This is a genomic window from Caulobacter soli (assembly GCF_011045195.1).
Classification (GTDB): domain Bacteria; phylum Pseudomonadota; class Alphaproteobacteria; order Caulobacterales; family Caulobacteraceae; genus Caulobacter; species Caulobacter soli.
The window spans coordinates 4,250,005-4,266,414 of sequence record NZ_CP049199.1; the positions used below are offsets into that span (position 1 = coordinate 4,250,005).

Annotated in this window: 5 protein-coding genes; all 5 read right to left on the reverse strand. The window is 71.4% G+C overall.

Annotated features, from left to right (window positions below; genetic code table 11):
- Nucleotides 1–72: 72 nt before the first annotated feature.
- Genes G3M62_RS19825 through G3M62_RS19845 form a run of 5 tightly spaced genes read right to left on the reverse strand, consistent with a single transcriptional unit; the run spans nt 73 to nt 16,396 of the window.
- Nucleotides 73–12,732 carry a filamentous haemagglutinin family protein gene (locus tag G3M62_RS19825; protein WP_165190139.1) on the reverse strand — a complete coding sequence of 4,220 codons (12,660 nt, stop codon included), beginning with the start codon at nt 12,730–12,732 and terminating at the stop codon, nt 73–75.
- A gap of 50 nt (nt 12,733–12,782) precedes the next feature.
- Nucleotides 12,783–13,475, reverse strand: coding sequence for a hypothetical protein (locus tag G3M62_RS19830; protein ID WP_165190141.1), 693 nt, complete (start codon nt 13,473–13,475; stop codon nt 12,783–12,785).
- Between the two features lie 2 nt (nt 13,476–13,477).
- Nucleotides 13,478–15,262, reverse strand: a complete 1,785-nt coding sequence (locus tag G3M62_RS19835; protein ID WP_165190143.1) for a putative porin — start codon at nt 15,260–15,262, stop codon at nt 13,478–13,480.
- Nucleotides 15,263–15,300: 38 nt separating this feature from the next.
- Nucleotides 15,301–15,978 carry a TonB family protein gene (locus G3M62_RS19840; protein ID WP_165190145.1) on the reverse strand — a complete coding sequence of 226 codons (678 nt, stop codon included), beginning with the start codon at nt 15,976–15,978 and terminating at the stop codon, nt 15,301–15,303.
- 10 nt (nt 15,979–15,988) lie between these two features.
- A complete protein-coding gene (locus G3M62_RS19845) occupies nt 15,989–16,396 on the reverse strand; it encodes an ExbD/TolR family protein (protein ID WP_165190147.1) in 408 nt (135 codons plus the stop codon).
- Nucleotides 16,397–16,410 lie beyond the last annotated feature (14 nt).

Here is a 16,410-nt window from a genome sequence, read left to right on the forward strand (position 1 = left end):
CTCGACGACTGGGGAGCCGGCGCACGCTGGCGCGCCGGCTCCGACGATCTTTTCACGACCGGACCGCGCGCCCTAGGGGCGGCAGGTCCGGTCCTGGGGGTCCTCGCACGGATCGCCGTCGCCGAAGCCCAGGACTTCGACGGTGATGATCGAGCGCTCGGGACGATCACGGCCGCTGACGGCTTGCTGGGCCGCCTGGGTCGCCGCCGTGCTGGCCGCCGTCGCCTCCGCGCCGACCACCGGCGCCGTCGGCGCGGTGGGCACGCCGATCACCGTGCCCGAGGCCTTGAAGTTGTCGGCGTTGGCCACCGTCAGGGCCGCCACGAACAGATTGCCGGCCACTCGCACCCCGGCGTCGCCGGCGTCGACCGTGCCGCGCGGCGCGATCAGGTAGACATTGGGCGCCTTGACGCCCACCGCCGGCTGGAAGGCGGCGATGCCGGCCCCGCTGACCGCCCCGGCCTGATCGACCTCGGCGTTGGCGTTGTCGCTGATCTTGACCACGGCCGGCGGGAAGTTGGCCGACGTCTTGGGCCCCTGGCCGGCGTTGAGATCGCCGTTGGACGACCACATGGCCACGTCACCGCCCTGTTCGGTGAACAGCCGGCTCTGGTTGAGCACGAAGTCGCCGTCGGTGAAGGTGGAGATCGCGCCGCCGCGCAGGCTCAGAACGCCCTCGTAGCCGGTCGGGATGGCCGAGATGACCGAGACGTGGCTGAGGTTCGTCGACGGCAGGCCGCCGGCGAACAGGTCGCGGCCGCGATAGTTGCGCCGCGAAGCCTGCTGGGCGGTGCTGACCGTCGAACCGGCCAGCACCCGGCCGCCCGGCCCCAGGATCGAGATGTCTCCGCCCCGCGCCGTCTGAATCGTGGCCAGGCGCAGGTCCAGATCGCCGGTGCGCACCTGCAGGTTGGCCCCGTTCGAGCCGCCGGTCAGGTCGTTGGCCGTATAGCCCAGCGCGGCCGGGAACAGCGTGTTCACCGCCGCGTAGCCGCGCGAATACTTCTGCAGCGACGCCCCGGGCGTGGCCGTCTGGACCAGCTCGTTGAAATAGACGTTCTGCAGGAAGCCGCGCTGGCGCAGACCCGACAGCTTGGTGAACGCCTGGTAGGCCTGCTCGTAGCTGACGGAGGTGGTTCCGAAAGTCGCGACCAGGGCCGGAGATTCGTGGGACTGCATCCAGGCGATCAGCAGGGGACCATAGATCGGCTTGGTTCGGTCGGCGACGTAGACGCCATGCTCGTCCTGGGTCTGGACGAACAGATAGTCGGGCGCCTTGTCCAGGCTGGCGGGATCGACATAGGCCTCGCGCAGGGCCGCATAGTCGGCGCCCTTGGCCACGCCGAACGCGATCTGCAGGTCGGCGCCCTGCGTTCCCAGCCAGGGGTTCCACTCGTTGCCGACCGACAGAACCCCGCCGCCGAACGTCTGGCTGGACCTCTCACCGGGGTCCAGGCCGCCCTCGTAGCTGTCGACGGCCGAATTCAGGAACGGACCCAGGTCCCGGCCCGCCTCGAGCGAGAGGGTCCCCGGCCCGCCGATCACGAAGGTGTTGCCCTGCAGGGTCGGACGGATGTCGGAGAAGCTGTTGAAGACCCCGCCCAGCGGCGCGCCCATCAGCGCGGTGGTGGCGATGATGTCGCGACCGGCGACGACACGCGTGATGTCCCCCGCGTCGAGGTTCTGGCCGAAGAACATCATGTTGACGATGTCGCGCCCGGCGCCGATCCGCGTCTCCTTGGGCGAGGAGACGATCATGTCGACGATGTCGCCGCCGGCATAGATGCGATTGGCCACGCCGTCGCCGAGGTGGGGCGTCGAGGCGTTGTGCTGGGCGCGTCTCTGGGCGGCCGTGGTGTTGGAAAACACCGCCGGGAAGTCGAAGGGCAGGCCGTTGCCCAGATTGCCGGAGCTGTCGAGGCTGAACGTCGAGAAGACGCCGGGCAACAGGCCGGGATCGGCGTCCAGCATGGCGATGCTGACCGGCGTGATATCGCCGCCCGCCGCCAGCGTCAGCGCGCCGCGGGCGGTGGGATACAACAGGATCGCCGAGGGTGTGCCACCGGTCATCGTCAGGTCGCCCGACAGGGCCACGGCGGTCAGCGACCCCGGATAGATCGACTCTCTGACCTCGCTGGTCCTCCGGCTGGGAACCCCACCGAAGCTGGTCCCTTCCGGGCCCGTATTGGTGATCGTCAGGAAGCCGTCGGCCACGACCGACACGCCCGCGTCCGCCGAATAGAAGCCCAGGCTGTTGGCGGCGTTGAGCGCCGAGGTGGTCACGCCCAGGGCCGAGATGCTGCCCACGGTGGCGTCGCCGCCCACGGACAGGTCGATCGTGGCGTCGGTCAGCCGCAGCCGCAAGGTGTTGTCGGCCAAGTCCGTCGCAACGACCGCGCTCTGGGTCTTGCCCGCCGCCGCCACGTCGCCGCCGACGCGGATCTTGGCCGCGCCCGCGCCCATGTCGACGCGGCCGCCCAGCATGTCGCCCCCGACATCGACGGTGATGTCGCCGCCGCCGTAGGTCAGCAGCGCCCGGCCGGCCAGGCGCTTGCCGTCGGCGCCGGTCACGTCGGCCGTGGTCACCGTGGTGTCGGCCACCAACGAGATGTCCGACAGGTCGCCGCCGGCCCGCACGCGGATGTCGCCTCCGCCCAGCGTCCCCACGCCCTCGGTGAACAGCTGCGCATTGATGCGGATGTCGGTGGCCACGCCGACCTGGCCGAAACGCCAGGGCTGGTTGAAGTCGCCCATCAGGCCCGCACCGCCGGCCGACCCGCGCTGGGCGGCCGCCTTCACGCCGGAATAGACGTCACGCCGGCTGAGGATGTCGCCGCCGGCCGTCAGCGAAACGTCGCCGCCGCCCTCGGCGTAGAACGGCTGGTTGCGCGCGACGCCGCGCAGGACGCCGGTCCCGGTGATCGCCAGGGGTTGGCTGTAGGCCGCCGGGTCGAGGGTCAGCGCCGCGCCCGTCTTGGGATCCACGGCATGGATCGTCGACGGATCGACCAGGTGACCGGCCGTGTAGACCGCCACGCCGCCCACCTGATAGCCGGTGGTCGCGGTCGCCAGCGCGCCGGTCGTGGGGTTGCGGTAGATGGGCGTCGCGCCGTTGCGCAGGTCGATGTCGCCGGCGGCGGCCAGGGCGATCGAACCCGTGCCGGTGCGGATCAACGTCGCGGTGACGACCGACGCGGACGCGGGCGTGATCACCTGCGGCGGCGTATAGGCGCTCTTCAGGCTGCTCCAGTCAGCGGCGAACTCGGTCAGGAAGGCGCCCATCAGCGCCAGGCTGGTCGAGACCCCCGTCGGCGCGTTGGCCGGGCCGGCGAACGTGTATTCGCCAGGATGCTGGGCGAAGAACGCGACGGCGCGCTGCGACAGGTCCGTGCGCGCGGCGGCCGGGGCGTTGGAGAACGTCAGCCGGGTGTAGGACTGCGGGGTCAGCCCCCTGTTCTGCGCCAGTTGCGCCTGGACCCACTGGTCGGCCGGAACCTGGCCGCCGTTGGCCACGCCCAACAGCAGGGTGTCGGACAGCGTGCCCGTACCGGCGACGCCGCCGTAGTTGTAGGTTTTCGTGCCGGCCACGGTGATCGCGCCCGTCGCCCCGGCCTGGACCCGCGTCGGATCCACGCTGAAACCGCCCGTGTCCGAGGCGCTGGCCCCGGCCGTGATCTGGTAGGACCACGATTGCACCGCCTTCTGGCCGTCGGCGGTCTCGATCAACGGGAAGAGCTGGGCGCTGCCGATCGCGTCGCCCTGGCCGTTGACGCCCGAGCCCAGGGCGGCGGCGCTGTTGGCCGCGGCGTTGTAGGGCGCGGGGTTTCTGGCGTCGACCTCGGCGCCAAGCAGGGCCGTGGCGCCGGGAACGGTGACGTTGACGATGAACGACGGCGCCGTGCCGGTGGTGAAGTCGCTCACCGTGCAGCCGCCGGCGCAGGTGCTGCCGAGGTAGCCGTTGAAGGTCTTGTTACCGCCGCCGAGGGCGCGATTGAGATAGGCCGGGTCGCTCTGGTCGCCGAACGTGAAGAAGCCGTCGGTGATGCTGCCGTTGATGTCGACGTCGTCGGTGGCCCGCAGGGTCAGGACCCCGGCTTCCCCCGTCGCCTTGCCGCCCACGCGGTAGGTCATGTTGGTGTAGTCGGCCAGGACCCGCCCTTCCGACCCCGGCAGGATGTAGACCGCCCCCGAGATGCCGGGATGGGCGGCCATCAGGCCGGCGGCGGTGGCCCCGGCCACGTCGACCGTTCCCGCTCCGAAGTTCCAGTTCGAAGCCAGCACGATCGAACCGTCGAAGTTCAGCTCCACGCCCGGCCGGGCGTGGAAGTTGGCCTGCTGGGCCAGGCCGCCCAGGCGACCGTAGAGGCTGGAGACGTCGAAGGTCTGGATGAAGTCGGACAGGGTGCCGCTGGCCGTGTCGGCCAGGAAGTTGACCCGGCCCGCGGCCGTCGCCGCCAGGTTCAGGGTCGCGGTGTCGCCGCTGACCGTCACCCCGGTATAGTGGTTGTCGGCCGCGATGGCCGCCAGGTCGAAGGCCCGATAGCCTTCCAGGACCACGCTGTCGGCGCCGCTGACGGCCCCGGCGAAGTCGACGTTCATCGTCTGGCCGCCAGCCTGACCCAGCACCGGCGCGCGCAGCACCACGGTCCCGCCGGTGTCGGCCTCGACATAGCGATAGTTGGTGACCCCGTTCTCGGTGGTGGCGACCAGGCGTGGCGCGGCGTGGCGCACGCCGACGTCGATCCTGGCCCCGGTCGCCACGGCGATAGCCCCCGACTGGCCCACGCCCAGCTGGACGGTTCCGCCCTCGGCCGCGCGCGTGGAGCCGTCGGCGTAGCCCAGGGCGCGAGCGGTCAGGATCGAGCCCGAGCCCAGCGTCACGCCGCTGGAGCCGAACAGGCGGATCTCGCCGCCGTTGACGCCCGACGCGTCGATCGCGCCCTCGATGTCCACGCCGCCGCCGTCGGCGACCAGCGAGAGGTTGGAGACCTTCAGCGTCAGGTCGCGCGCCAGGACCAGATCGCCGGCGCTGGTCTGCACGTCCATGCCGCCGTCGAAGCCGCCCTTGACGCCGCGCACCAGGCCCGAAAGATCGAGCGCGCCGGCGGTGTTGACCGTCAGGCGCGCTCCGCCGTCGGGGGTGGACGCGTCGATCGCGCCGTCGAACGACGCCGAGCCCTTGCTGGCGTTGACCGTCAGGACCCCGCCCTTGCCCGCGCCGCCGCCGACCGAGACGGTCGAACCGGCGCCGAACGCCACGTCGCCATTCAGCGCGGTCACGGTCAGCGAGCCGCCCGGAGCCGAGATCGAATAGGGATCGTCCGCGTCGCCGAAGGTCTTGGCGTAGCCGGGCGTCTCGATCAGCGCGCCGGCGCCCACCGTGACGTCGTCGGCGGCCGCCAGGGTCATCTTGCCGGCCGTGGCCCGCAGGTTGGTCCCCGTCACCGCCAGGCTCTGGCCCGAGATCGACAGGCTGGAGCCGGCGACGCCGACCGCCGTGGGTCGCGTGGAGCCGGACGCGGCGGCGATCACCACCGCCCCGCTCGAGACCAGCGTCAGGCTGGGCACGGCGCCGCTGGCCTGGCCCTGGGCCGCCCCGGACGCCCGGTCGAGGATCGCCGGCGTCCGAAGGGTCAGCGCCGCCGCCCCCGTGTCGAACGTCGCCTTGCCCTCGTAGAACAGGCCCTCGCTGGCGGCCAGGGAGACGCCGCCGCCTGCGCCGTAGGTGCGCAGGACGCCGTCGCCGAAGGTGGTGGTGCGGGTGTCGATGGTCAGCTGGCCGGCGCCGCAGGCCAGGGGGCCGCTCACGCCGCAGGCCGCCGTGACCGCGGTTCCGGCGTTCAGGCGCAAGTCGTCGGCGAAGATCCGGACCGCGCCGTTCGGATCGGCCAGGGCCACGCCCGGCGCGGCCAGGACCAGGTCCCCGAACCGATAGTCGCCGTTGGCGAAGTCGATGGCGCCGGAGGTGCGCAGCGTCAGGGACTTGGCGCGGCTAAGGCTGGCGCGCAGCTGGGGCGTCAGCACCAGACCGTTCAAGCCGTTGGCCGTGTCGGCGAAATGGATCTCCGATCCGCCCAGGGTCAGGTTGTCGGCGACCAGGGTGGCGGCCGGGTCGATCGTGAAGGCGCCGCTGGAATCCAGCAGCACCGACGCGCCGGTCAGGGTCGCCGCGCCGACGGTCAGCACGCCCGGCGTGACCGCCTCGACGTTCTTGCGCACCACGTCTCGGTCGGGACCGCTGGCCACGCGCACCAGAGCGCCCTGGCCGGTCGCCGGACCGGCGCCGTCGACGACGAAGTCGCCGCCGCGCTGGGTCGCCGTGGACGCGCGCGCCGTGATCGTCGCGCCGTCCTGGACGGTGATCGACGACGCCGCTCCGTCGACGGCCAGCACCACCTCCGACGCCGACAGGGCGGCGGAGGCGGTGTTGGCGACGTTGATCGCGCTGGCCGTGATCGCCAGACTGGTCGTGCCGTCGGCGTTGTCGGTGCGCACGCCGCCGATCAGCAGGCTGTCGGCGTTGAGAGCGCTGAGCTGGCGCGCGTCCAGTTGCAGGAGGCCGGCGACGGGCGCGCCCAACTGCGAGACGACCTCGATCCTCTGGCCGCTGATGTCGACCTGGCCGCCGCGGCCGCCCTTGCCCGCCGTCGTCAGGAAGGTTCCGTTCAGGTCGATGGCGTTCAGGGCCGACAGCACCAGGCGGCCGGCGTCCGACGGCAGGGTCGCGGCGATCTGGCCCTTCTTGGCCGCGGCGGCCGCGAAAGCGGTCTGGGCCGAGGTCAGGACGATCTTGGAGCTGGCCAGGATGGTCTTCTGGTTCTGCACCTCGAAGACCCGGACCTGAGACTCCCCGGCCCCGCCCAGCCCGCCGTAGCGGCCGGTGGTCACGACCGTGCCGTCGCGCCGGGTCAGCGCCGCGCCCGCCGCGACATTGGTCGCGCCCACGTCCTCGACCACCCGCATGCCGCCGGGCAGCATGGCGTACTGGGCCGGCAACAGGGTGTACCACCCCGCCGCCAGGCCGGAGCCGCCGTCGAGCCAGACGCGCCGGCCCGCGCCGCCGACCTGATAGAGGTCGCCGTAGTCGGCCGAATAGATCGGGTCATAGGGCGACACCGCGCTGTCCGACAGGCCCGGCACGATCGCGTAGACTTGGCGGCCGTCGGCGTATTGGTAACCGCCGTTGCCGGTGAAGGCGTCGGTGTTGTAGCGGCTGAGCACGTCGCGCGAACCGCCAGGGCCGGGGATGAACTCGTAGCCGTAGACGTCGCCGCCGCCGCTGATGTCGACCACCGCGCCGTCGCGCGTCGCCACGGCCTGGCCCGCCAGGGTCAGAACGCCGGACGGCGGCGCGGTCAGCGGATCGCCGCTGGTCGGCGCGAAGAAATATTCGGTCTGGTCGGTGGTCGTGCCGTACGGGATCGACAGCCCGCCGGCCGACACCGAGGTCACGCTGTCGCCGCCCAGCTCGACCGAGCGGGTCACGGGCGCGAAATTGACCCCGTTCACGGCGTACGCGGTGTTGGAGCCGATGCTCAGGGCGCCCAGCGGCGCGCGGACCACGCCGTTCTGAACGACGCTGTCGGCCTGCAGGGTCAGCTTGCCGCCCGCCGAATACGGAACGCCCGGAATCGTCGACGAGGCCCGCGCGATGGTCAGCACGCCGTCGGCGGCGCTGGAGGTGACGGCGAAGCTGGACCCGGTGGTGACATAGACTTGGCCGGCTCGCAGGGTGAGGTCGCCGTTGACGGCCAGCATCCCGGCCAGGCTGGGCGGCGCATTGCCGACGCCGAACGTCAGCTGGTAGGGCGACACGCCCGAGAAGCGCAGGTCGCCGGCCACGTCGAAGGTCGCCTGGGCCACCGAACGGTCCAGAAGCACGGCGCCGGAGACGTCCATCGCCCCCGCGCGCAAGATCACCTCGCCCTGGCCGGGCGCGCCGACGGCGGGGGTGGCCAGGGTCTGGAAGTCGCTGTCGAGGCGGATATAGGCGGCCGAGATGTCCAGTCGCCCGGCGGCGCCGATGACTGGCGAGAGGCCTTGCCGGTCTTGCGGGTCGGACAGGTTCGCGCGGCCGTCGAAGACGCCCGAGGTCAGGACGAAGGCGCCGCCCAGGTCGAGGTCGACGTCGCCTTCGGCGTTCAGCGCCCCGCGTACGACCAGGTTGTCGAATCCCGACGCCTGGATCTGGTCGGCCGAGACCCGGTTGCGCGCCAGCGCCTGGGAGTCGGCCTGGACCAGGGTCACGCCGGTCAGGGTCAGGGTCCCGCCGGCGGCCGCGCCGTCGCCGCCGTGCGCGTCGATCGCGGCGCCGGCCAGGAGCGCGCCGCCGCCGAGCGTCAGCGCCCCGCCGGCGCTCCATTGCGTGGTCTGCGCATAGCGGCCGCCCGACTGGAGCTGATCGAAGGTGTCCGAAGCGCCCGACAGGTCGAGCACGGCCCCCGAGCCGGCGACCAGGTCTCCCGCCTTGATCGAGGTCTTCAGAGCGTGGCTCGGATCCAGAGATCCCACGGCGACCTGGGCGTAGCCCGAACCGGGCTGGAACGGCGAGACCGTCGTGAAGTCGCCGTTCCAGTACTGGGAAGCGGCCGTGGTCAGGACGCCGCCGGCATAGACGCGGCCGGTGACGACCTGGCGCCCGTGGGTGACGCCCGTGGCGTAGGGATTGCGGACGCTGACGCCCGACAGGTCGGTCACGCTGCCGGCGTCCAGCTGGACGCCGACGCCGGCCGCCAGGTCGGCGGTCAGATAGATGGGATTGTCGCGCGCGACCTGGGCGTTGGTGCGCGTCGGATCGATCTTCGAGGCGGCGGACTCGTCGATGGTCCCATCGGGGTTGACCGTGAAGATGTCGGCCAGGCTGGCGACCGCCAGCGCGGTGGTCCGCGGATCGGCGTTCGGGGCCGAGACATAGTATTGCGGCAGGGCGGCGACCTGGTTGATCGCGCCGCCGGCCAGGCGGATCTCGCCCTGGTTCAGGATCTGGGCCGCGCCGATCGCCGCGCCGGGCGCGCCGGTGATCCGGCCGCCCTCGGCGACCTTGAGCTCGACCAGGCCACCGAAGGTCAGGCTGACCGGCCGCTGATCCCAGGCTTCCGCCTGCTTGCCCGGGGTCAGGATCGTGGCGACGTCGCCGCCGGTGCCCAGGGTCAGCAAGGCGGTGGTCTGGGCCGCGCCCAGGTGCGTGGCGTAGCGGGCCTGGGACAGGTCCAGGGTCTGGCCGGCGCCGACGGTCACGACCTGGGTCTTGAGCACGGCGTTGTAGCCGCCCAGGCCGTTGCTGAAGGTGTTGGCCGACAGGTCCGTCGCGTACGAGCTGATGTCGTACTTGGCGAAGCCGGTCTTGGAGAAGAAGTCCAGCGACAGCGCCGTGCCGGCGCTGGCCACGCCGTCGCCCAGCGCGATGGCCGGCGTGGTCAGCGCGAACGTGCCGCCGCCGCCGAAGCCCTGGGCCTTGATCGCGTCCCGGCCCAGGCTGATCCGGGCGTTGATCTGGCTGGGATTGACCGCGGGCGCTCCGGCGCCGGTCACGCGGAAGCCCGGCGCCTGGCCGGGGCTGACGCTATTGACGTCGGTCGGCTTGGCGATCTGGAAATAGGTGGTGTCGCTGGTCAGGGCGACGTCGCCGCCCTTGGCCGTCAGGACCAGGTCGCCCTCGTGGGTGACGTAGCCGCCGGACGAGACGTCGATCCGCGAGCGCTCGCCATCGACCAGGATGCTGCCGCTGATGTCGACGCCCGTGGTCACGCCGTTGGCGGTGGAGGCCAGGACCTCGCGCGGAGCGACGGTGATCTCGACCGAGCCGCCGTCGACATAGGCCGAGCCGAGCAGGCTCTCGGCGGTCGCGCCCTGGTCGTTGACCCACAGGCCGGCTGTCGACAGCTGGCCGTTGACGGTCACGTCATAGCCGCCCGCGCGCGGCGCGTCGGCGTGGAACAGCGAGCCCCCGCCGACATTGACCGTCTCCAGCGCGATGACGCCCGAGGCGGCGGTGATGTCGCCGTTGACCGTGATCGCGCGGCCGGTGGTCGCGGTGAAGACGCCACCAGGGCTCAGGTTCAGATCGACGCCGTCCTCGACCGTCAGGCTTCCCGAGGTGAGCAGCGAAAGCTGGCCCAGGTCCATCGCCGACAGGGTGTCGGCGCCCAGGGTCAGCACGCCGCGCTCGGCGACCGGCAGCATGGCCCCGGCCGGGCGCGCGACGCGGACGAGATCACCGTCGCCGTCGACCGTCACCGACTGGCCGTAGCCCAGGCCGTCGCTCTTGTCGGGCGTCTCGCCGTCGACGATCACGATGTCGCCGCCGCCGGTGCGGCCGGCGAAGTCGACGCCCAGTTCCTGGATCGACAGGAAGCCGCCGACCGGCATCTGGGACGACACCGCCTGGACCTGGCGGCGGTCGCCGAACACCGTGGTCTTGCCCGTGCCGTGCTGGGCGGTCTCGCGCTGGAGCACGCCCGGGAAGACCTCGGCATGGACCGTGCCTTCCAGCACGGGCTGGGACGACTTGATCGTCAGCGACCCCGCGTCGGCCCCTTCTGTGTAGGCGCCGGCATAGCCGTCGCCGTCGAGGATCATGTTGACGTAGGTGCGGGTCGGGCCGCGCGGCTGGACGTCGACATAGCCTTCGTAGATCCCGACATAGGTGCGGTCGGGATCGGCGTAGCTGATGTCGACCACGGCGCCGGTGGAATCGATCAGGCGCGTGGTGCGCACCCGGCCCGCCTCGAAGGTCCGCCAGCCGCCCGAGATGTCGATCGTGGCGCCGCGCTTGACGATCACGTCCGGCGCCGCGTCCACGGTTCCGGTCCCGACCCGTCCCCCCTGGACGCCCAGGGTGACGTCGCCGCCCTTGGTCATCAGTTCCGAGGCCGTGACACCCACCTGCTGGGCGTAGCTGCCGGCCGAGATCAGCGGCGAGCCGACATAGGCCACGCCATCCTCGCGCACCCCCGAGATGCGGGGGTCCAGATAGATGGTGGCGCCGTTCAGGAAGCCGCTGCGGAACAGGGGCGAGTCGGCCAGTTCGTTGCCCTTGACCGGGTCGATGACGATGGTGTTGCGCGAGGCCGGCACCACCACGTTCTTCAGGCCGGCCGCGTCGATCACCGCGCCGCTGTCGACGAAGATGCGCGACGATCCCGGCGCCGCGTTCGCCGAACCGTTGCCTTCGATGCCCGAGCGCGAGCCGATGTCGATCGTCGCGCCCGGGGCGTAGGTCAAGCTGCCGGCGCCGATCTCGATGCGGCTGCCGGTGTTGCCCACGCTGATCTTGGACGGCTTGAAATTGGCCAGCGACACCGCGTCCTGGGGGATCGAGCCGGTGTCGTCCGGGGTGATGGCGATGAGGCTGGACGGGGCGAGCCGGACGTCGGCGCCGTCGATCCTGACATAGCCGTTGCGCGCCACGCTGGTGGTGGCCGTGATCACCCCGTCGTTGATCACCGCCCCGACTCCGCTGTCGGCGGTCAGCGAGACATAGCCCTCGGCCGAGCGGATCAGGCCGGTGTTGAGAACGTAGTCGGCGGCGGTGGGCGCCGTGCTCGTTCGCCCGCCCTGATTGCTGACCGCCACCACCAGGCCCCGGACGTTGGGATCGGCGCTGTCGGCCTTGCCCTCCGAGGCGTTCAGCACCACCGCTCGACCAGAAGCCAGACTGACCTGGCCGCGCACGGCCTCCAGGCTGCCGGCGTTGGAGACCTTGGGCCCGGTCAGCAGGATGAAGCCGCCGTCGCCCGCCGTGATCTTCGCGCCGGCGGCGACCTCGACCGCGCCTTCGGGCCTGGCGTCGTACAGGCCGCTGGCGTTGGTCAGGGCCGAGAAGTTCGTCGCGGGCGGACCGGACACGTCCTGGGCGCCGTTGGCCAGCAGGCCGCCGGTCAGGAATTCGGCGTTGCGGTCTGCGATGGACAGGTCATGCAGGCCGCCGGTGCTGACCGAGGCGGCCCGGCGGCCGATCTCCAGGCTGCTGGCGATGAACGAATGGGTGTTGATCTGCGAGGTCCCGCCGAACAGCACGCCGTTCTGGTTGATCACCAGCACCGTGCCCTGGGCGGTGATCGAGCCCAGGATCTGGCTGGGCGCGGCCGCGCGCGACGGATCGCGCAGGCCGGTCACCGGATCCAGCCCGCCCACCACGCGGTTCAGCACCACCCAGTCGGGCTGGGCCACGCCGTTCTGGCTCTGGTCGAAATTGAGGGTGGTGTTGGCCCCGACGTTGAAGGTGTCCCACGACAGGATGGCGCGGGACTCGGTCTGCTTGATGTCGACCAGGATGCGGCCCGAACCCGAGGTGGCCTGGGTCGGCGCCAGCGCGCCCTGCCAGACGCCCAGACCGGTTCCCGCTAGGGCGGGATTGATGGCGGGCATCAGCCCCCCCGCGCCCAGGCCGTTGGGCACGGTTCCATTCAGGGCCGCCGCGGCCTGGCGGGCCGCCGCCTGGGCCTGAACGGCCACGTTGACGGTCTTCTGGGCGTTGGTGGCGTTGAGCAGGCTCCGCGCCGCCGCGGCGTTGGCGCTGGGGGTCACGCCCGGCACGACCGGAACGGCCACGGACGGCGCGCCGGCGCCGGTGGCCGGCAACCGCGCCCCGGCCCTCAGGGTCGACAGGGCGTCGGCCGACGCCTCGTTCGTCGCGGCGGCCGACAACAGGACGACCACGCTGGCGCCGCAGAACAGCGCGCGCCGCGCCCGGCCGATCGACGAGAAGAGAGGCTTGGATTTGTCGGCCATGGTCGAACTCTGGTTTCGGGTTGCGAGCGAACCGGGCGGCACGCGAGCGATTACTGGGACTTGACGGCGGGCTGGGCGGCCGATTTGGCGGCGGGCTGGGTCAGGGTCTTGTCGGCGGGCACGTCCAGGCGCGCGCCGTAGAGGCGGTCGCCGTAGTCTTGCTCGAGCTGTTCGATCTGGACGCGCTTGAGGCCGACGAACGGCTCGCGCCGCGCCATGACGTCGGCGACCGTCACGCGGCTGTAGGCGTCGAGCACTTCGCGCGCCACGCCGATGGCCTGGGCGTTCTTGGCCCTGGCCGCCTCGGCGCCGGCGCGGGCTTCGGTCAGTTGCGCCGACAGCCTTTCACGCTCGGCCTGATCGTCCCGCACCTGTCGCGTCAGCCGCTCGACCTCGGCCCGGGCTGCGGCCAGGTCGGCCTCGCCCTGGGTCCTGGCCTGGACCGCCTGAGCGGCCTGGGCCTTGTACTGCGCCAGTTGCGGTCCGCTGACGTCCCGCGAGGCGCGCCCCGCGCGCGCTTCCGCCGTCGCCAGCCGTCGCTTGAGCGCGTCGCGCTCGGCCTCGGCGGCGGTCTTCTGGGCGACCAGCGAGGCCTGGTTGTTCTGCAGCTCCTGCAGGCGACCGTTGACGGCCACCAGCTGGCTGCGCAGGCGGTCTTCCAGGCTCTGGGCGTGGGCCGTCCCCGTCGTGGCGGCGGTGGCGGCCGTCAGGCCCAGGATCGCGGCGATGATCGCGCGGCGCATGGTCAGAACCTCACATTGAAGTCGATCTGACCCACGTCGATCGACAGCGGCGGTCCCGACACCTCGTTGGCGCTGAACCAGCGGAACTCGATGTTCGCGCCTTCGAACAGGCCCAGGCTGGCGTTGACGAAGTAGCCCTTGGCGTTGGTGCCGCCGAGGTGGAAGTCGGAGTCGGTGTAGCCGTCGAGCACCGAGTCCGCCTCGAGCCGCTTGTAGCCGGCCGTGAGGTTCCACTGGCCCCAGGCATAGGGGTTGAGCTGGCCGTAGACGAGCTTGCCCATGTAGGCGTTGGGCCCGGTGGCCAGGCGCGAGCCGGCCTGCCCCGCCGTCGGCGCGGGACAGGGATTGTCATCCAGGTTGTTGTTCACCGGCAGGCCCAGCTCGTTGTAGCGGCAGGCGTCGCCGCGATCGAAGGCCAGGTTGCGGGCGTAGGCGCCGACCAGCAGCAGGTGGCGGTCGTCCTCAAGCTTCATGTCGAACGAGGTGCTCAGGTCCAGCACGTCGTAGTCGAAGCTGAGGCCGGCATATTGCGGCACGGGATAGTCGGTGACGCCGGGCGGCGGCAGGATGTTGCGCAGCAGGAAGAGCGTATTGCCCTTCTGCATGAAGGCCGGCCGCGTGAAGTCGGTCGTGCACTCGGTCACGCCGGTATAGAGCGCGCAAGGATCCGACAGCAGGCCCCGGTCGTACTGGAACTGGTAGAAGGCGGCGCTGGCGCGCCAGTCGAAGCGGTTGGTCTGCCAGGTGATCTCGCCCTGGCCGCCGAACATCCACTTGGTCTTGGTGTTGGCCTTGTCGGGGCTGTTGGTCGGGAAGTTGCCGTCGCGATAGTCCATCATGAAGGCGCCGGCCGTGCCCGAGACGCTGATGCGGTGACGCGGGAACAGCGGATAGCGGATGGTGGCCGCCGCGCCGTCCAGGGCCAGGTCGGTGTCGTAGACCAGGTCGGTCAGGCGGTAGCCTTCGATCTCGTCCACGAACGGATTGGGCATGCGCCCGACCGAGCCGCTCAGCCACGACAGCGGCTTGATGTCGACATAGGCGCGGTCCAGCCAGATGTCCTTCTTGGTCAGGCCGCCGCCCAGCAGCTGGGTGGTCGAGACCGGGCTGTTGCTACGGCCGCTGGCCAGGCGGATGTGGGCCGAGATCTGGTCGGAGATCTCGGCGTCCAGATTGATCCGGGCACGGACCGACAGCTGGCTGCCCCGATCCTGCAGGGTGTTGAGCAGCGGCACGCCGGCGGGGTTGGTGTTGGGATTGAGATCCGTCGGGCCGTTGGCGTTCAGGGCCGCGAAGTCGATCATCACCGGGATGTTGGAGTCGTCGTACCGGTCGAACTGGTCGCGGAAGCGCACGTCGCCGCTGAGCTTGATGCGCTGGGTCCATTCCGGGATCACGTTGGGCGCGGCCCAGTTCTCCTCGCGGGCCTGCTTGAGCACCTCCTGGCGGATTTCGTCGCGCAGTTGGGCCTTCACGGTCTCGGGCACGTAGGGGATGCGCGTGGCGCCGGGCGCGGGCGGCGGCAGGGCCGGCGCGGTCGCCTGGGCGCTCTCGGCCGCGCGGGCGGCGGCGGTCTGCTGCTGGGCCTGGGCCATCAGGTCGTCGGCGGCGGCCTGGCTGATCACCCCCTGCTTGACCAGCAGGCGCGTCAGGTTGACGGCGAGGTCGGCCGACGGCGTCCCCGACTGGGCGGCCGCGGGTCCCGCGAGGGCCACGGCGAGCAGGGCCGCCACGGCCGATCCGCCCAAGGCGGCCTGGCGCGACATAGCGGTCGTCGGTCTGGTCATGGAGGATCCCCTGTTATTTCGGCGGCGCTGCGTGAGGGTCATGCCCTCCGGCCCCGCAAGGCCACGCGGGCCGGAAACTTGAGTTGTGGCGGTGGCGGATCGAGACGCGGCAGCGCCTGGAGGGCGGCCACCAGCGCGCGGTCGGCGCGCTCGTCGCCGCTGGACTTGGCGATGGAGACGCTTCCGATGGAGCCGTCCGGCTTCACCCAGATCCGCACCTGCGCGGCGAAGAACAGTCGGTTGACCCGGTCGTCGGCCTGGATCGCGCTCTGCAGTTGCGAACGCAGGTAGCGCTGATAGCTGGCCTCGGCGAACCCGCCGTCGCCGCCGGTGTCCGAGCCGTTGGGATCGCCGCCCACCGAAACGCCGCCGCCCTTGCCCGCCGCCACGCCGAACGCGTCGGCGCCGGCCTGGGCCGGTCCGTTGATCGTCAGCTGCTTGGGCGCATCGCTCTTGGCCGGGGCCTCGGGTTGGGGATCGGGCGTGGGCGAAGGCGTCTGGTCCTTCACGGGCTCGGGCGGCTGTTCCTTGGGCGGCGGAGGGGGCGGAGGCGGAGGCGGCGCCAGGGCCACCATGGGCGGCGGCGCGACCTTGCGGCTCACGCCTCCGGTGTCGTTGGCCAGCCGCCAGACGCCGACCGCCAGCGCGGCCAGGACCACGACGGGGATCACGATCCGGGCGACCGCGCCGATCCGATGACGGAGGAGCTGACTCATCGGTCCCGGCTCAGCGCTCTTCGGCTCGGCCGGTGACCAGCCCGACCTGGTTCAGGTCGAGCCGACGCAGCAGATCCAGCACGTCGGTCACCCGCTGGTACTGGACGACGGCGTCGCCCTTGACCACGATCGGGAACTCCGGCTCGGTCGCCTTGGCCGTGCGCAGGCGCGTCTCCAGCTCCGGCAAGGTGACCGGATAGGCGTCGAGGAACACGTCCCCGTTGCTGTTGATCGTGATCGCCTTGGTCTTGGGCTTGGCCAGGCTGGTGGCCGAGCTGGCCTTGGGCAGATCGACCTTGATCCCCTGCACCGAGGCGGTGGTCAGGATGATGAAGACGATCAGCAGCACATAGGCCAGATCGAGCATCGGGGTGATGTTGATGTCGTCGTAAACGCGATCGTCGTCTTGCACCTGCATGGCGTGGCTCCCCG